Origin of the sequence: Streptomyces sp. NPDC050546 (assembly GCF_044457425.1) — a bacterium.
Lineage (GTDB): Bacteria > Actinomycetota > Actinomycetes > Streptomycetales > Streptomycetaceae > Streptomyces.
This window is the reverse complement of record NZ_JBITGX010000002.1, coordinates 474,391-491,387: the sequence shown is the minus strand read 5'-3', so window position 1 is coordinate 491,387 and position 16,997 is coordinate 474,391. Positions and strand designations below refer to the sequence as shown.

11 protein-coding genes are annotated in these 16,997 nt (G+C 74.1%); 7 read left to right on the top strand and 4 right to left on the bottom strand.

What is annotated here, in order from left to right; all coding sequences use genetic code 11:
* Positions 1-151 precede the first annotated feature (151 nt).
* Positions 152-1,897, bottom strand: a complete 1,746-nt coding sequence (locus tag ACIBK5_RS06990) for a LuxR C-terminal-related transcriptional regulator (RefSeq protein WP_399016990.1) — start codon at positions 1,895-1,897, stop codon at positions 152-154.
* A 95-nt stretch (positions 1,898-1,992) separates the two neighbouring features.
* Here ACIBK5_RS06990 and ACIBK5_RS06985 point away from each other — a divergent pair, with 95 nt between their 5' ends.
* The 5 genes from ACIBK5_RS06985 (at position 1,993) to ACIBK5_RS06965 (ending at position 9,148) form a co-directional block, all read left to right on the top strand.
* Complete coding sequence (locus tag ACIBK5_RS06985; protein WP_399016988.1) at positions 1,993-3,078, top strand: M12 family metallopeptidase; 1,086 nt, start codon at positions 1,993-1,995, stop codon at positions 3,076-3,078.
* A gap of 421 nt (positions 3,079-3,499) precedes the next feature.
* Positions 3,500-4,783 (top strand): hypothetical protein, encoded by a 1,284-nt coding sequence (locus ACIBK5_RS06980; RefSeq protein ID WP_399016986.1) that lies wholly within the window; start codon positions 3,500-3,502, stop codon positions 4,781-4,783.
* A 55-nt stretch (positions 4,784-4,838) separates the two neighbouring features.
* Positions 4,839-5,729: a hypothetical protein gene (locus ACIBK5_RS06975; RefSeq protein WP_399016985.1), complete on the top strand. Its 891-nt coding sequence runs from the start codon at positions 4,839-4,841 to the stop codon at positions 5,727-5,729.
* Positions 5,726-6,823 carry an AAA family ATPase gene (locus ACIBK5_RS06970; RefSeq protein ID WP_399016983.1) on the top strand — a complete coding sequence of 366 codons (1,098 nt, stop codon included), beginning with the start codon at positions 5,726-5,728 and terminating at the stop codon, positions 6,821-6,823. Before ACIBK5_RS06975 ends, ACIBK5_RS06970 begins: the two co-directional genes overlap by 4 nt.
* Before the next feature lie 51 nt (positions 6,824-6,874).
* A complete protein-coding gene (locus tag ACIBK5_RS06965) occupies positions 6,875-9,148 on the top strand; it encodes a hypothetical protein (protein ID WP_399016982.1) in 2,274 nt (757 codons plus the stop codon).
* Here ACIBK5_RS06965 and ACIBK5_RS06960 read toward each other — a convergent pair.
* The 3 genes from ACIBK5_RS06960 to fxsA all read right to left on the bottom strand — a co-directional run bounded on the left by ACIBK5_RS06960 (position 9,126) and on the right by fxsA (position 14,138).
* Complete coding sequence (locus ACIBK5_RS06960; RefSeq protein ID WP_399016980.1) at positions 9,126-10,121, bottom strand: hypothetical protein; 996 nt, start codon at positions 10,119-10,121, stop codon at positions 9,126-9,128. The genes ACIBK5_RS06965 and ACIBK5_RS06960 overlap by 23 nt on opposite strands.
* Before the next feature lie 74 nt (positions 10,122-10,195).
* Positions 10,196-13,816: an FxSxx-COOH system tetratricopeptide repeat protein gene (gene fxsT, locus ACIBK5_RS06955; RefSeq protein WP_399016978.1), complete on the bottom strand. Its 3,621-nt coding sequence runs from the start codon at positions 13,814-13,816 to the stop codon at positions 10,196-10,198.
* 127 nt (positions 13,817-13,943) lie between these two features.
* On the bottom strand, positions 13,944-14,138 hold the full coding sequence (gene fxsA / locus ACIBK5_RS06950) for an FxSxx-COOH cyclophane-containing RiPP peptide (protein ID WP_311128909.1): 195 nt from the start codon (positions 14,136-14,138) through the stop codon (positions 13,944-13,946).
* Between the two features lie 197 nt (positions 14,139-14,335).
* Between fxsA and ACIBK5_RS06945 the strand changes: the two genes are divergently transcribed.
* Both ACIBK5_RS06945 and ACIBK5_RS06940 read left to right on the top strand, forming a co-directional pair.
* On the top strand, positions 14,336-15,568 hold the full coding sequence (locus ACIBK5_RS06945) for an FxsB family cyclophane-forming radical SAM/SPASM peptide maturase (RefSeq protein WP_399016976.1): 1,233 nt from the start codon (positions 14,336-14,338) through the stop codon (positions 15,566-15,568).
* Positions 15,565-16,935, top strand: a complete 1,371-nt coding sequence (locus tag ACIBK5_RS06940; protein WP_399016975.1) for an aKG-HExxH-type peptide beta-hydroxylase — start codon at positions 15,565-15,567, stop codon at positions 16,933-16,935. The genes ACIBK5_RS06945 and ACIBK5_RS06940 overlap by 4 nt, the downstream gene beginning before the upstream one ends.
* The last annotated feature ends 62 nt before the right edge of the window (positions 16,936-16,997 follow it).

Genomic DNA, 16,997 nt, shown 5'->3' with positions numbered 1-16,997 from the left:
GGGCGAGCTGGAAGGGTCGAGCTTAAGGAGGCGAGCTGGAAGGGGCGAGCTTGAGGAGGCGAGCTGGAAGGGGCGAGCTTGAGCGGGCGGACTTGAAGGGCGGCCTGACCCGTCCCCTGTGCGGGTCAGGCCGCCGGTCTCGGGGTGCGGCTCAGGCGGGCTGGGCCTCCGGCTCCTCGGTCAGCCACGGCAGGGCGCCGCGGTCGCTCGCGCCGAGCCGTGCGTAGGCGCTGTACAGGTGGTTGCCGACGGTGCGGATCGACAGGGTGAGGCGTTCGGCGATCTGCCGGTTGCTCAGGCCCGCCGCCGCGAGGGTGACGATCTGCCGCTGCCGGGCGGTGAGTTCGCCGAGGACGAGACCGGAGAGCGCCGGCGTGCGGGCGCCCTGGCAGCGCCGGGCCAGGGCCACGGCCCGGGTACGGGAGTGCCGGGCGGCACGGGGATCGCGGTGTGTCCCCACGGCCTGGGCGTGCGCCTCGGCGGCGAACAGCGTGAAGCCGCGCCGCTCCAGCTCCTCGGCGACCTCGTCCAGGGCCGGGCCGTCGGCACGGGTGAGTGCGTCGGCGTGCCGGGCGAACACGCCGGTGAGCCGGTCGATGACCTTCTCGGGGGCACCGAGGCGGACGGCGTCGTAGGGATCGGCGAGGTTCGCGAGGGTCGTGTCGAGGTCACCCCGGATGTCTACCGGAGGTTCTCCCAACAGGGCGGAGGCGCGGTCGAGTTCGTCCTGGCACGACGCGTCCGAGGGTGTGCCGCGCAGCCCCTCCCTGGCCCAGGCCGCCGCCTCCCGCAACTCCCCGCGCAGCCGGGCGAACCGGGCGCGTACGGCGGCGTATCCGCACGGCAGCGTGGAGTCCTCCGCGACCAGCCACTCCCCCACCGGCGTGGCCAACGGCCGTACGTCGTCCCGGTCGATCCGGTGCCCCAGTGCCGCCGACTCGGCGTCGAGGGCGGCGGCGTGCACGTCCGGTGTCCGGGCCAGCCGGCGCGCCCGCAGCCGGCCGGCCGCGGCCCTGAGCACCGGCCCGTGCAGGGGGTGGGCGAGGCGGACGGTGCCCGCGTCGTCGACGCGGATCAGACCGTCGGACTCCAGGACTTCGAGGGCCCCGATGTCCGCGTCGTCCGGACGCAGCGGCAGGGGTTCGGCGAAGGCGAGGCGGTCCAGGGTCTCGCGTTCGCGAGGGCAGGCGCGGCCGAGGACGCGGGCGGTGCGCTCACGCACGGCCGCGGTCAGCGGCACCGGGCCACGCCACGCGCGTTCCCCGGTGCCCGGGACAGGTGTGAGCCGCCTCCGCACCGCGCCCAGCAGGTCGCGCAGCAGCCGCAGATCGCCCTGGCTCAGGCGGTGCAGCCGGTCGGTGGTGAGCGGGTCGAGGGGGCCGGCGCCGGCCGTGAGGAGCTGCTCGATCTCCTCCTGGGCCGGCGGCTCCAGGGTGAGGCGCGGCAGGAGTTCCCCGGTCCACAGCCGGGAGATCGCGCCGGGCACCGGGGTGCCGTCCGTGGCGACGACCAGCAGACGGGTGCGGCCGTGCACCGCGAGTTGGTGGACCAGGGCGGCGGAGGCGTCGTCGAGGAGATGCGCGTCGTCCACGACCAGCGTACGGACGCCGGCCAGGAGCTGGACCGCGCGGTGCAGGGTGACCGTCTCGGGCAGCAGATGGGCGAACGCGGCGAAGGGCAGGGCGCGGCTCTCGGGCGTACCGACCGCCCGGGCGCAGTCGGTACCGCGGACCGCCTCGGTGACGAGGCGGGTCTTGCCACAGCCCGCCGGGCCCGTCACCGCGATGCCGCGGCGTGAGCCGGTCAGGGACCTGCGGACCAGCTCCAGTTCGTCCTCCCGCCCGGCGAACGGCCAGGGCAGTTCCAGGGGCGTCGCGTCCCGCTCGTAAGTCGTCACACAGACATGAGCGCGGCTACTCACTTCTGATACAGGGCGACTTGAGTAGCCCCCGACTCAGGCGCCCGGGACGGCCCGCGGGGCAGGCTGTGGCCATGACCGCACGCTACTGCTCGCTGGCTCAGGCGCCGGCGCCCGCCTTCGCACCGGGGCTGGCGGCCGAGCGGCTGAGCGCGCTCGTGAGCGGGCGGCGGATGTGGGTCAACGGCACTGTTCTGCACTACTGGTTCTTCGACGGCGACAGCGACGCGTCCGTCATCCCCGTGCCGGGGAGGGGGATGACGCGACGCGTGTCGTGGGCCGGCGCCGAGGAGCAGCGGGACGTGGTGCGCGAGTGCTTCCGGGAGTGGCAGGACCTCGGCGCCGGGATCTCCTTCGCCGAGGTCGACGACCGCTCGGAGGCCGAACTGCGCATCGGGTTCCAGCTCGGCGACGGCTGCTGGTCGGCCGTGGGCCGGGACGCGCTCCTGGCGGGCCGGCATGAGCGCACCATGAACTTCGGGTGGGACCTGACCGCGCCCGGGGAGCGCGGGACGGCCCTGCACGAGATCGGGCACGCGCTCGGCATGCTGCACGAGCACCAGAGCCCGTTCGCCGGAATCCACTGGGACGACGAGGCGGTGTACGCCGAACTGGCCGGCCCGCCCCACCACTGGAGCCGGGAGAGGACGCACTACAACATTCTGCGCAAGCTCGACCCGGACGAGGTCAACGGCTGCGTCTGGGACCCGCAGTCGATCATGGAGTATCCGTTCGCGTCGGGTCTTGTCCTGGAGCCGGAGCAGTACCGCGCCGGTCTGAACCCGCCGGGCACCCTGTCCGCCGCCGACAAGGAGTTCGTGCTCCGCTGGTATCCGCCGGCGGATCCTGAGGGACCGTCCGAACTGGTGCCGTTCCGCTCGGCACCGCTCGGTCTCGGCCCGGGCGAGCAGGCCGACTTCGTCGTCGACCCGCCGGAGACCCGCACCTACACGCTGGGCACCTTCGGCGACAGCGACGCCGTCGTCGTGGTCTTCGAGGACCGGGACGGGGAGCCCCGCTACCTCGCCGGGCAGGACGACGGAGGGACCGCGCGGAACGCCACGATCAGCGCCCGGCTCGTCAAGGGCCGCCGCTACCACGTCCGCGTACGCCTGTACTCCGCATGGGGTTCCGGCGAGACGGCGGTGATGTGCTGGTGACAGCACAGGCGCGCCGCGCGGACACCTGAGCCACAGTCCGGCACCGGGGGAGCGGTCGAGGACGTCGCCCATGGGGGTGGGTGACGTCCTCGACCTCGCCATGTCCTGGTTCACGGCCGGGGCGGGGGCGCACGGCCGACGGACGCGGTGCTGTCGAGGGCCTCGCCGAGGGCGGCGGGGCGGACGCGGGGCGCACCGGCCCCGGCGCCGTGGATCCACCCCAGGGGTGAAGAGCGTTCACCGGCGGCCGACATGGGGCATCGTGAAGGGAACGGCTGGCAATGGCGTTACGCCGTCCGAGTATTGATGCCTACGCTTGATTGCTCTCGCGGCTGCACGTCCGTACCGGAAGACGCACGAGGTGCCGGCGGCCCGACTACGCTCGCGGCGTAACACCGGGGGATGGGGGGGGGGAGAGCGGGTGGAGACGTCCCGACGCGACCGTGCCCGGCGGCCGAAGCCGCGGGCGGCGGTACCGGCCGTCCTGCTCTGGGCGCTGGGCGCACTGGCCCTGGGCGTTCTGGTCGGTCTGGCGGCGGACCCGTCGCACCTGGTCGGCACCACCGGGTATGTCTTCGCCACCGGGCTGCTGCTGGCCGTGGGCCTGTACGGCAGCACCTACGGCATCGAACTCGCCGATCTGCGCCGTGATGTGCGCGGTGTGGTGGCGGCGGTCACGCTGGGCGTCGTCCTCAAGGCGGGGATCGTCTCGGGCGTCATGGTCTGGGCCTTCGACCGCCCGGAGTATCTGATCCTCGGCATCGTCGTCGCACAGATCGACCCGCTGTCGGTGACCGCCCTCGGCAGGGACGGGCACATGTCGCGGCGCGCCCGGTCGCTGCTCACGGCGTGGGCCTCCTTCGACGATCCGATGACGGTCCTGCTGACGCTGTACGTCGCCGGGTACGCCTACTCGGCCGCCGGCTACCCGGGCGCGCCGTCCGTGGTGGGCGGCGGAGCCCGCGGCTACGCCCTCGGACTGGCGTTCAACGCGCTGCTCCTGGCCGGTGCCCTGGTGCTGTGGTGGGCGGGCGGCAGGCTGTGGCCGGCCCGGCGGGCCCGGAAGGAGTCCGCCGAGTCTCCGCAGCCCGGGGACCTCGACAGTCCCCGGCGTCCCGTGACGCCGCTCGCCGCCCTGCTGGTCGTGGCCATGCTCGTGCTGGCCGCGGCGAACATGCTGATGCTCGCGGTGGCGGTGGCCGGACTGTTCCTCCGCACCCAGGCGTTCGCCCGTCCGCTGGCGCGTGCGGTCACGAGCGCCTTCCTGCTCGCGACCACCCTGCTGGGCCTGTTCGCCGCCCAGGGGGTGTCGCTCGGCCCGGGGGTGCTGCTCGGCGCCTCGGCGTTCGGCGCACAGGCGGTGGTGGCCGTGCTGCTGATGCCCCTCTTCGTGCGCGGCCTGTCCCGAAGGGACCGGATCCTGCTGGGGATCGGCCAGCAGAACGGTCTCACGGCCGTGCTGCTCGCCCTCACCCTCGAACGCGACTTCCCGAAGACGGTCGGCATCGTCGCCCCGGCCGTGGTGACCGTCAACCTGCTGCACTACGGGGCACAGATCGCGTTCGGCTGCTGGTCGCGCCGCCGGCCCCGCGGGAACCGGCAACCCGCGGGCGGGCAGCGGCGTCTCCCCCGGCATCCGGCGGCCGACGACGGCAGGGCGGGCGAGGCACCGACGGCGACCGACGGACTGCGGTCCTCCGCGTAGCCGGATGATGTGCGGCGACCCGGACAGGTCGCGGCCAGGGGAACGGGGAGGCCGGATGGGTGAGCGGAGAGGGAGCCGTGCCAGGCGTCCCCGCACGGGCCCGCGTTGGACACCCGTCCTGCTGCTGGGCACGCTGGCGCTGCTCCCCGCCACCGCCGGACAGGCCGCCGCCGACACGGGCAGGAGCGATGTCCGGCTGGTGTACTGCCTCGCCGACGAGCACCGGGGCGAGCTCGGGGACGCGGCGGTGCGGCTCGGGGTGGTGCGGCGGGCTCCGGGGCCGGCCGGCGGTACGGACGCCGTACGGGTACCCGGCCGCGAGGGCGGCGTGATGTCGCTCGACGCCTGGGCCGGCAAGCGCACGGACGACTTCGAACGGGTCTGCGACGCGGTCATGGCCGCCGCGGGCGACCCGCCGGGCGCGTCCGCGGACAAGGGCGGCGGTGGGCTGGGCGGATTCACCGACGGGGCTCTGCTGCTGGTGACCGGCGCCGTGCTCACCGTACTCGGGCAGAAGACGGAACGGATCTCGGCAGAGCGGCGCACACACGGCCGGCAACTCACGGCGGCCGTGCTGGAATTCCGGAGGATCGCATGGCTGTATCTCGCGGAGTACGAGCAGGTGGCCGAGACGGACCACGCCGAGGTGGCGCGGGCCCGCGCGACGCTCACCGGCCTCCTCGCCCTGGTGCCCGGCCCGGCCGCACGCCGGGCGGCGGCCCGGGCGCTGGCCGGCTCCCTGCCCCTGGCGGACGGACTGCCCCGCATCCGGGACGGGCGACTCCTGCAACCGCAGGACAGAAAGAACGAGGCGGACACCGTGCGCACCACCCTGGACCGGCAGACGCGGGAGGTGGGCGAGCTGCTGCGCCCCGCACCCGTGTGGTGGCTGCGCGGATCACGGCACAGCGGCCGTCCCACAAGCTCCGGAGGGCAACACGGATGACCAACTCCGACTGGGCGAACCCCTACGGAGTGCGCAAACCGTACGGATCGAACGGCGCGGGCAACGGCGACGGCCGTGACAACAGCGCGAACGGTTCCGCCACGCTCAGCGCCGACCACCCCCTGGTGCCGTGGAAGGAGCCGGCCCACATGCACCAGTGGGTCGACGTCGACCACTCCCGTGACGAGCTGGACCGCTTCGAGGAGCACTGGCCCCACCTCGGCGAACTGCTCGACTCGAGCTCGGGGCACGGCCGGGTGGTGGTCGTCAGCGGCCCGCCCGGTATGGGCAAGACCTCGCTCATCCACCGGTGCATCCACGAGGCGCGCCGGCGTGTGACAGCGGCGGCGACCGCGGCCGGGAACCCGCTCGTGCTGTTCGCCCCGACCGCGGGGCTCGACAACGACGGCCGCCGCATCAGTGTCGACCCCGACGGCCGGTCGTTCGCGCCGACCCGGCTGATCAACGCCCGCATACGCCGCGAGATCGCCAAGAGGCTGCTGCTGCACGAGTTCTCCGAGTCCCGAGTGCAGGCGATCATCGCGGAGGAGGACCCGTATCAGGCCTACAGCGAGATGAGTGACCTGCTCATCCAGCACAACGCGCTGCTCTTCGTCGTGATCCCGCACATCCGCTGGAACGACGCCCATCTCCGGGCGGCGTTTCTGCGCACCTGTCTGAGCCCCGCGCACCCCAGGATCGTACTTTTCGTCGAAGTGAGCCACGGCGCGGCGGAGACGGCGCGGGAAGTGGCCGCCGCCATCGGCGGATCGGCGGCGGTCACCCATCTCGCGCTGCGCGAGCTGGACTCCGAGGACATCTGGAGGTTCAGCCACAGCGCCCGCACCTCCGGTGACGGACCGCACGGCCTGGTCGAGCCCGACAGGAGTTCCCTGATGGCAGCACACGACGAATGGAAACCCTCCGACGTACGCGAGCTGCGGAAGGTCTTCCACTCGGCGGCGCACGCCCTGCGCAGCGCACCGCACCCCTGGCCGATCGACGCCGACGCGCTCAGACCCCACTGGGAGAGCCGGCGGGCCCGCCGTGACGCCCTGCTCCGTGAGCCGATCCTGCCCCGCCCCGGCGGCTGATGCCCGCCGCCACCCCGACCGCGCCTCTCCGGACCCGCAAGGAGTGCCATCGTGGCCGCAAGCAGCGCAGACACCTGGTACGGCAACCCCTTCCCCCTGGTGCCGGTCGTGCGGCTCGGCCCGTCGGCAGACCTGGGTGAGGCACCGGTCGAGGCCGCGGACTCGGGCAACGCCCATGTCTCCACCCAGTTCCTCGGGGACCTCGAGGGCCTGGTGCGCGACTACCTACGGGACCGGCCCCAGGGTGGCCGGCGCGGCCGGGCGATCGCGGTGGTGGGAGAGTTCGGCCTGGGCAAGAGCCACGCGGCGCGCGAGGTCTGCAACGGGCTCGCCCGTCCGGACGGCCCGGCCATGTGGATCGTCGACGAACCGGTGCAGGACTTCGGCCGTATGTACCGCGACCGGCTGCGCGGCCCCGCCGACACCCCAGAGGGCAAGGCCGCGTTCGAGGAACTCGTCCGCGACTACTACGCCTATGTGACGGCGGCCCGCGTCGGCGAGCAGGGCTCCGAGACCCGGCCGGGCCGGCCGGACGACATCCCGCTCGGCGACATCGCCCTCGACGACATCGCCACCGGGCTGCGCGACCGCGTCCTGGACCCGGACAAGGTGGTCTCCGCCCTGCGCTACGACCCCGAGGTGATGCACGCCGACCTGCGGGTCACCCTCGGCGAGGTCACGGAGCACAGGAGGTTCGCCACCGCGTTCGCCCTGTTGCAGGACCCCCGGTTCACCTCGATGGTCTGGGCGTGGCTGACCGGTGACGAGCCCGCCCCGCAGCTGAGGGAACGCGGCATCAAGGACGCCGTCACGGGCATCGACCCGGTCTTCGACGCGCTGGCCGTCCAGGGCTTCCTGCACGGCCGGGTCGGCAAGCCGTACGTCCTGCTGATCGACTCGCTGGAGAAGGTGCTCGACTGGCCGGAGGACTCCCGGCGTACGTTCGTCGATGCCTTCGAGCGCCTGGTCAACGTGTATGTGAGCCGGGGCGGGCTGCTGGTGTTCTGCACCTCGCCGAGCGGGCTCAACGCGTTCCGCCCGAGCCTGCACGAGCGGGTGGTGCAGCTGTGGCCGGCCCGCTTCACCGCGGAACTGACAGCGGACCTCGTCGCCGAGTACGTCGGTTCGGGTCCCCGGCCGGTCCCTGGCGCGGGCGCGGGCGGGACAGAGCGGTGGCCCGCGCCCTTCGGTTCCGCGTCGGTCGCGATCCTCCAGGAGCTCACCGGCGGGGTGCCCCGGGAGATCCTCAAGACCTGCCATCACGCCTGGCAGTTGAGCGAGGACGGCGGCGGGGCGGTCCGGGAGGTGACCGCCGCGACGGTGCTGCGGGCCGTGCGCGATCTGCACGACAACGTCTCCGAGGACCAGGTGCTCTCCACGATCCATGACGCGCTGGCCGTGGGTCAGTGGCGCATCGCCTCGGTCGACCCGGTCCCGGCGCGGGGGGCCGCCGCCGACGGGCCGCTGGTGGTGGCGTACTGGCTTGAGCCCTTCCCCAACGCCTACATCGCGATCGTGGTCAGCCCGTCGGTGCTGGTCGCGGACGACCAGGAGCGCATCACCGCCCGTGTCCGGGCGCTGCGCGGCGCGCTCCAGCCGGCCCGGGCCGAGGTGCTGCTGGTGGTCAACGGCCATGTGTCGCGGACCATGCGGGACCGGCTGGCGCGCTCGCTCGGCTCCCAGCCCCTGCTGTACCGCCCCGGTGACTTCGAGCGGGTCGTGAACGAGGCCCTGGACCGGCTGCGCGCCCGGCTCACGGAACTCCGCCAGGAGGCCGATCTCGCGGAGCTGACCAGCGAGCTGCGCGGTGCGCTCGGCGAGCACAGTTCCCAACTGGGGCGGCTGCGCCGGACGGTGAGCGATCTGGCCCGGCGCGATCTGGTCGCGGCGGCGCCCGGCCCGGCGCGCACGGCACTGCCGGAGCCGGTCGAGGTGCGGTTCGAGGAGGTGTTCTCGCTCCTCGACGCGGCCGTGGAGCGGCTGGCCGGCCGTTCGTCCGGCTGTGGCACGGGCGGGAGCCCGCCCCCGCGGGCGGGACGGGCCGATCTGACGGCGCTGGGCTGCGCCACCCTGGTCCGGCAGCTGACGGAGAGGTTCCGCGCCGGCGCCGACGCCTGGTTCCGTGCCGCCTCGCCCGGCGCGTCCGAGGAGCAGTGGGCGGGACTGCGCCGGGTCTGCCGGGAGTACGAGACGGCGGTCGAGGTGCTGCCCGTGCAGTCCCTCGGCAGTTCAGGCCCGGACCACCGGCCGACCGCCGCGCGCGCGGTGGAGGCACTCGCCGACGAGGTCTGGGGCGGGCTGGTCAGTGCGGTCCGGGCTCCGTGATCTCGCGCAGGACGCCCGCCAGTTGCTGGAGCCGGCTCTCCGCGTGGGCGACCTGCCGCTGGTCCAGCGTCACCCCGAGGACGTAGTCACGGGGCGACAGCCAGGTCACGTACACGGCGCCCTCCTGGACGTCCAGGACCAGACGGTCGGCGGGCGGCTGCACCACCAGCCGCAGCGCGTCGGTCAGTCGGGCGAGGTGCCCGCGCAGGCTCTGGGCGAGGTCGCGGTACCCGGTGCGGCGTGAGCGCACGCTGGTCTCGAGGAAGCGCGGGCCGAGCTCGGCGTTCTCGAAGACGTCGCCCGCGCAGACGAGTTTCCAGTCCCGGTAGAAGGCCGCGTAGTGCAGGTCGATGCTGTTGACATGGCCGCCCCACAGGGCCCGCAGCCGCATCTCGGACAGGTTCTCGTGTTCGGACGCCGCCGTCCCGAAGTCGATGCGCAGCTTCTCCTTGTGCTCCGGCAGCGGGTCCGGAGGGTCCGTCAGGCCACCGGGCTGTTCGTCGGGCAGGTGGTGCACGTGGGTGCGGATGGTGGAGACAAGGGTGTTCATGGCCTCGTCGACGGCGGGCATCCCGCCAGGCGTGTCGGTGAGTGCGGCCAGGTACATCCCCGGTTTGACGCGGCCGCCCCACAGGCCGCCGCGTGCGTTGGCGACCACGACGCGCATCAGCTCACCGGTGCCCAGCGGGCGCATCAGCGCGCCCAGGTCCTGGGTGCACAGCAGGAGCCGGCTGCCTGGCAGTGCCTCGTTGGCGATGTCCTCGCCGCCCACGGTGACCAGGCTGGACAGCGGGGCGCAGTCGCTTCTGCGGAGGACGAAGTCGATGATTCCGTTGCTGTAGTGGGACACCGACCTGAGAGCGGGGACGCCGGCGAAGGCCCCTTGGCACAGCTCTGTTATTCGGCCGTGGCCCTCCGGGAACCAGTGGGACTCGGTGAAGAGCTCGGTCTCCGGGTGCGGGGCTGCTGCCACGTACGCTCACCTTTCCGTCGGGGGAACCGTCCGGGCGCCGGGACCGGTGTCCGGCCCCGGGCCCGGGCCCGGCCCTAGATGCCGGGCAGTTCCAGATCGATGTCGAAGTCCCTGGCCGGTGCCGTGCGGGCGGCGGCGCGGGAGGTGAGCCAGGCGTGGTGCGCGCCCACCCGCCGGCCATCGGGCCGATGCCCCATGTCCAGGTCCCGCAAACGGCGCAGGGCGCCCTCGGCGAGTCCGGTCGCCTCGTCCACGCGCCCGGCCGTGGCCAGGGTGGCCGCGAGGGAGTTCTCCGCGGCGGAGACCCAGGGGTGGCTGTCGCCGAGCCGGTCCTCCAGGAGATTCAGGGCGGCCCTGCCGGTGGCCTCGGCCTCCTCGACGGCGCCGGCGGCCCGCAGGTACACCGCGTGCCGGACCCCGGCCAGCCCGGCGTAGGGGTGCCAGGCGCCGAGGGTGCTCTCCAGGGCGTGACCGCACTGGCGGGCCTCGTGTTCGGCCTCGTCGTGCTTGCCGAGCGCGTGCAGGTCGGCCGCGAGGCTGAAGCGGCAGCGCAGAGTGTCGAGGTGCTCGGCGCCGAACCGGCCGGTGGCTTCGGCGAGCACTCGCCGGTCGCGCTCCAGGGCCTTCTCGTAGCCGTAGACCCTCTCGTGCGGGCGGGCGGAGTTGTAGGTGATGCGCCGTTCGCTGACGGCCAGGCCGAGTTCGATGCTCAGCCGGGTGCCGGTCGCGACGTCGCCGTGCCGGTGCAGCCACTGCCGCAGCAGGTCCTGGGACTCCGCGTCGCGGCCCAGGGTGCGGTAGACCCAGGCGAGCAGGTCGGCGGACCGCCAGACGGCCGGATCGTCCTCGCCGCCGACGGCCTGGCGGTAGCGGAACCGGGCGAGGAGCCGGGCCAGCGAGTCGGCGGCCCGCCCGCTCAGCGCCTCCGTGAACGCGAGGTTGTGCTCGGCCTGCACGGTCGCGCGGTGCTGCGGTCCGAGCAGCAGCGTCAGGCCCTCCAGCACCGGCCGGGCCTGGAAGAGCGCGTCGGAGAACCTGCCGAGGGAGCGCAGCACGGCGCCATAGGAGTCGGCGGACAGCAGCGTCCTCGGGTGCAGGGGGCCGAGCAGTCTGCGGTGGCCGCGCAGGGCCTGTTCGGAGAGCTGGCGGGCCTGTTCGTAGGCGCCGTCGAGGCGGTGGGCGCGGGCGGTGAGGTTGAGCAGGCGCAGATACTCCGGTGACGGGTCGTCGTCCCGCGGGCTCCAGGCCTCCCGCGCGCGCTCGGAGATGTCGAGCAGCCGGGCCAGGTCGGCGGTCTCGCCGCGCTGGCTCAGGGCGTTGAGATGGCGCAGCATGGACCGCCGGACGCGGGGGCGGTCGTCCTCCCACAGGCGCAGCGAGTACACCTCGCGTGCCCAGTCGGCGGACAGGCCGCGGTTCTCGTCCGGGGTGAACTCGGCGAGGGTGCCGCGCAGCACCTCCTCGATGCGGGCGCGCTCGGCGCTCTTCATACCGTCGCGGACGGCGTCCCGTACGGCGTGGTGCTGCCCGAGTGGCTGGTCGGGCCGGTCGAAGTCGACCTCCAGGAGCCCGACCCGGGACAGCGCCCACAGGGCGACGCTCACCATGTGCTCGTCGGGCAGCCGGGTGTCGGCCGGGGTGCCGCGCGCGCCGAGGTCGCGGGTGTCGTCGCGGGCCAGTTCCGCCAGGATGTGTCTCGACCTCAGCAGTTCGAGACCCATGCCCCGGCCGGTGAGCAGCGAGGCCGCGTTCAGCAGCCAGCCGAGGGCGTCGCTGGTGCGGCTCTCGGCGCGCCAGGCGGCGGCGCCCGGGGTGTGCAGCACGGTCTGCCGGGCGACGCGCACCATGACCGCCACGGGCGGGGCCGCGCCCTGCTGTTCGAGCAGGGCCTGCTGGGCCGTGCGGTACTCGGCGAGGAGGTGCGCGACGGCGGCCCGGGCCGCCGTCTGGTCGCCCATGCTGTCGTCGCGCCGGTGTGCCGCGGCGCGCTCGGCGAGGCAGAGGGCGGCGATGCGCACGGCGAGCGGGACGAAACCCAGGACCTGGCCGACCCGCTGGGCCTGCTCCTCGTCGATCTCCGCGAGCCGTTCGCCCAGGACGCCCCGGCATTCGGCGGGCGACATGGGCGGCAGGGCGAAGGCCGCCATGTCCCGCGTGGCGGGGGCGGTGCGGCTGGTGATGAGGACGTGCCCGCGGGCGTGGGGCGTGGGCAGCAGCTCCCGCAGCCCGTCGGGGGACTCGGCCCCGTCGTAGACAAGCAGCCAGCTCTGTGTGTCGGCGCGGGCGAGGTGGTCGAACAGGGCCGGGGAGGCGCCGTCTCCGGTCGTGACCAGGTCCAGCCGGCCGGCGAGCCGGTTCAGGCCGCGGCGGGCGCGGGGGATCTCCCAGGAGCGCACCCACCACACCACGTCGTAGGCGGAGCCGAAGCGGTGGCACAGCTCCCTTACGGTCTCGCTCTTGCCCCAGCCGCTCGCGGCGTGCACGACCAGCGGGGTGTGGTCCCGGCCGGCCGTGTGCAGTTCCTCCAGGAGACCGCCGAGGACGTCGTCCCTGCCGACGAAGCCGCTGTAGCGGGGGGCCACGTTGGTGACGGCAGGCAGCCGCGGGAACCTCGCGCCGGGCGGGCCGTCCGCCGGGGGCGGGGCGCCGAGGCCCAGTCCGGCGTACAGCCGCCGCACGGCCTCGTCCTCGTCGGTCCCGCGCAGGTCGATGCGCTCGTGGTGGGCGGCGCCCGCGTCCGGGAAGGGCTCGTCGGCGAGGACGATCCGGACGTCGGGGTGGGACAGCGCGGCGAGCTGGGCCAGCGCCGCGTGGTCCATGTCCGCCGGGGAGAGGAACAGCAGCGCCGTGCCGGGCGCCGGACGGTCGCCGGAGTAGGCGTCCTGGGCGCGCAGTTCGGTGCGGATGCCGCCGCGCCGGAACTGGTCCTCCAGCCAGGCGGCCCAGGGGGCGTGACGCTGGGAGTGGACGAGGGTGACCCGGCCGAGCGGCACCGGCCGGCGGTTGCGGAGCCAGTCGGCGGGCCGTTCGTAGTAGGGGCGCAGCCCGGTCACCGAGCCTTCGGGCTCGCTCTCGACGGCGAGTTGCCGGGTGTCCAGGTAGAGCGGGTGGTACGGGATCTCCAGGAAGGCGACCTCGGAGGTGCGGGAGGTGCGCGAGAGGGGGCCGAACTTGCCGCGGACCCGTTCGCGGGCGCCGCGCAGCCGGTCGTGCGACTCGACGTTGCTCTTCAGGCCGAGGGCCAGCAGCCGTACGGGCCGGTCGGCGCGGCCGGCGCTCAGCTGCTCGGCGAGGGCGGCGGCGCCGTCGATGGACCAGGCCGTCATGGCGAAGCAGAGGACCAGCGAGTCGGCCAGGGCGCCGAGTCTGCCCTCGGGCGGTGCGCCGGGCGCGTCGGGCAGTGGTGCTTCGACGAGGACATGGTCGTGGCGCAGCGCGTCGGGGTCCGAGGCGAGGGCGAGGAGGGACGCCGCGTCCGGGCGGGCCACGGAGGCGATCCGGCCGGGCACCGGCTCGGGCACCGGCGCTCCCGCCGGCGCGCCGGTGGCGCGGCCGTCCACGATGAGCACGCTGCGGTTGCCCGCGGCCAGCAGGTCCGCGATGTTGCGTACGGTCGTGCTGACGCCGAGGTTCTCCGCGGTCGAGCAGAAGAGGGCGAACCGTCCCGAGCGGTCGGCTGCGTGGGTGTCGGGCATGGCCACTCCGCTTCGGACGGAAGGTGCTGGACGGTGGGGCACGACAGTCAGGGACGGTCATTATAGGGCGGGTTGCCCCTGATCAGGCGGTTTCGCGTTCGACGGTGGCGTCGCCACGCGGTGCCGGTCACTGGCTCTCGCTGAACCCGGTGACGAAGGGATCTCCCGCCGTGCGCCCGGTGCGCAGCCGGCGCAGGGTCTCCCCGAGCACGGAGGGCGGCAGTGCGGCGAGGTCGTCCAGCGGCACGTCGGTGAGGTCCAGCACGACGGACTCCAGGGTGGCCTCGCCCTGCTCGGCACCCGCTTCCTCGAGCTCTGCCATGGCCATCCTCCGCGGCTCGTGTCCAGTGTTGACGTCCCCACGGGATGGCTTCCGAAACCGGCTACTTTCGGGCGGGGACCGCGCGGACGACGGAATTGCGATGTTGACGGTCTGTCACCGGCGCCGAATACTGGGCCAAATGGCGTGGCCGGCCGGGTGGGCACCGGGCCGGCCGGCATGCGAACCGGGGGGTACGTATGAATCGACTGCGCCATGCGGAGCCGCCGTGGCCGGTCGCGGACGACGTCGTGGCGAGGGAAGCCGCCGGATGGGTGCCCGCCCCGTTCCACTCCTTCGTACTGAAGATGCACAGCCGCTGCGACCTCGCCTGCCGCTACTGCTACATGTACCGCTCGCACGACACGAGTTGGCGTGAGCAGCCGCGCACCATGACGCCGGACGTCCTCGACCGCACGGCCGAGCGTATCGCCGGGCATCTGGTGGCGCACCGGGTGCGCGAGGCCGGGGTGGTGCTGCACGGGGGCGAGCCCCTGCTCGCCGGGGAAGCCGCGCTCGGCCGTGCCGCCTCGGTCCTGCGCTCGGCCGTGGGTCCCGGGGTACGGCTGCACCTCGCGCTGCAGACCAACGGCGTACGGCTGACCGAGCGCTGGCTCGACCTGTGCGCCGCGCACGGCATCCGGGTCTCGGTCAGCGTGGACGGCGACCGCGCGGCACACGACCGGCACCGCCGCGGCGCCGACGGGCGCGGCAGCCACGCCCGGGTCGCCGCCGCGCTGCGCCTGCTGGCCGACGGGCCGCATCGCGAGCTGTTCGCGGGCCTGTTGTGCACCATCGACCTGCGCAACGATCCGGTGCGCTGCTACGAGCACCTGCTGACGTACGAGCCGCCGGCGGTGGACTTCCTGCTGCCACAGGGCAACTGGCACACTCCCCCGCCGGGGCTGCGGCCCGGCCTGCCGGGCACGCCGTACGCGGACTGGCTGTGGCGGGTGTTCGAACGGTGGTACGGGGCCAGTCGGGGGGAGACCCGGGTGCGGCTGCTCGAGGACATGATGACGCTGCTGCTCGGCGGCGCCCCCGAGACGGAAGCCCTGGGCCTGGCCCCGGTGCGGTACGCCGTGGTGGAGACGGACGGCTCCCTGGCCCAGGACGACACCCTGCGCACCGCCTATCACGGCGCCGCGCGGACGGGGCTGCACGTCGGGCGCGACTCCTTCGACGCGCTGCTGCGCCATCCGGGTGTGGCGGCCCGCCAGTGGGGCGCCGACGGGCTGTCCGCTCGGTGCCGCGACTGCCGGCTGCTGCGGGTGTGCGGAGGCGGCCACTACGCCAACCGCTACCGGCCGGCCACCGGGTTCGCCAACCCCAGTGTCTACTGCGCCGATCTGACCGCTCTGATCGACCGGGTCAGGGAACGGCTGGCCGAGGACCTGGACCGGCTGCGCGGCGCCCCGGCGGAAGCCGTATGAGGCCCGTGCCGCTCCGTGTGCCCGGCAGACTCTTCACCGAGGTCGCGACGGGCGGCGGCGGGGCCGAGGCCCTGGAACTGCTCGCCCGCGCGGAGTACAGCCGCCGCCTGGCCTGCGCCCACGCCGTCACGGAGGCCGCACGTGACATCGGCGGCGGCGTAGCCGATACGGCCGGACAGGCCTGGGACCTCCTCGCCGCCGCCCACCGGGCCGATGCCCGGGCCCTGTCGGCGGTCCTGTCGCATCCGTCGGCGGGCACCGCGCTGATCGGCCTGCTGGCCCGGCTGGACCGCGTCGTCGAGGGCGCGGCCGAGGCCGGTGCGGAGAGCGAGCTGCCGCTCCAGCGCTTCAGCGCCCTCGCCGCGGCCGCGGCGGTCCGCGCGGGTGTGCCCGCCCGGGTGCGGTGGCCTCTGACCGGGGACCGGGTCTTTTTGCCCTCGCTCGGCGGTGCGCGCTTCCCCGGCGCCTGCCCGGCTGACGTGGCCGAGGTGGTGGTCGGTACAGACGGAGGGGCGCGGATCGGGGTGGCGGGACGCAGTGCGGTGCCCGGCCCGGTCGACGTGCCGCGTGCGCCATACGCATCGACGGGACGGTGGCGGGCGGCGCACCGGCTCCTGGTGCTGGACACCGGGGCACCGCTGCTCCTGGACGACCTCGACCCGCTGCGCTTCCCTGGTGTCCCGGAACAGCCCCTGGGCCTGGCGGCGGACGACCTGCGCTGGTGGCAGGCCATGACCCGGGAAGCCTGCGACACACTGCGGTCCCACCACCCGCGGACCTACGCCGAACTCGCCGCGGGCCCCCGCACCCTGGTCCCTCTCGGCAGCAGCGGCAACTTCAGCGGCAGCAGCGCGGAGGCGTTCGGCTCCATGGCGCTGTCCCGGCCGCGCACCGGGCGCGGTCTCGCCCTGTCCATGGCCCACGAGTTGCAGCACAGCAAGTTCGCCGCCGTACTGCACCTGTTCGACCTGTTCGAGCCCGGGGGCGAGGAGCGCTACTACGCGCCGTGGCGCCCCGACCCCCGGCCCCTGCTCGGGCTCTTCCACGGGGCGTACGCGCATCTGGGCGTGACGGACTTCTGGAACCGCCGCCGGGCCGTGGAGCAGGACCCCGGGGAACTCGCCCGGGCCGAGGCCCAGTTCGTCCGCTGGCGTACGGGCGCCCGGGAGGCCACGGACGTCCTGCTGGCCTCCGGCCGCCTCACGTCCTTGGGGGAGCACTTCGCCGGGACGATGCTGGAGACCCTCGACGGCCTGTGCCACCTCCCGGTACCGGCCGAGGCCCGGCGCCGGGGACTGGCCCTGGCTGCGGAGCACCGGGCGGAGTGGGTACGCCGGAACGGGGTGCCGGAGGCGCAGTTGATCTGACGGACCTGGTCGTACCGGGCCCGTGAACGCGTTCGGGTGGGTGGCATGTGCCACCCACCCGA

Excerpts from the sequence above, each read along its gene's own strand:
- ACIBK5_RS06985 (WP_399016988.1), top strand. The coding sequence starts at position 1,993 with ATGACCGCACGCTACTGCTCGCTGGCTCAGGCGCCGGCGCCCGCCTTC.
- ACIBK5_RS06975 (WP_399016985.1), top strand. The coding sequence starts at position 4,839 with ATGGGTGAGCGGAGAGGGAGCCGTGCCAGGCGTCCCCGCACGGGCCCG.
- ACIBK5_RS06970 (WP_399016983.1), top strand. The coding sequence starts at position 5,726 with ATGACCAACTCCGACTGGGCGAACCCCTACGGAGTGCGCAAACCGTAC.
- fxsT (WP_399016978.1), bottom strand. The coding sequence starts at position 13,816 with ATGCCCGACACCCACGCAGCCGACCGCTCGGGACGGTTCGCCCTCTTC.
- fxsA (WP_311128909.1), bottom strand. The coding sequence starts at position 14,138 with ATGGCAGAGCTCGAGGAAGCGGGTGCCGAGCAGGGCGAGGCCACCCTG.
- ACIBK5_RS06945 (WP_399016976.1), top strand. The coding sequence starts at position 14,336 with ATGAATCGACTGCGCCATGCGGAGCCGCCGTGGCCGGTCGCGGACGAC.
- ACIBK5_RS06940 (WP_399016975.1), top strand. The coding sequence starts at position 15,565 with ATGAGGCCCGTGCCGCTCCGTGTGCCCGGCAGACTCTTCACCGAGGTC.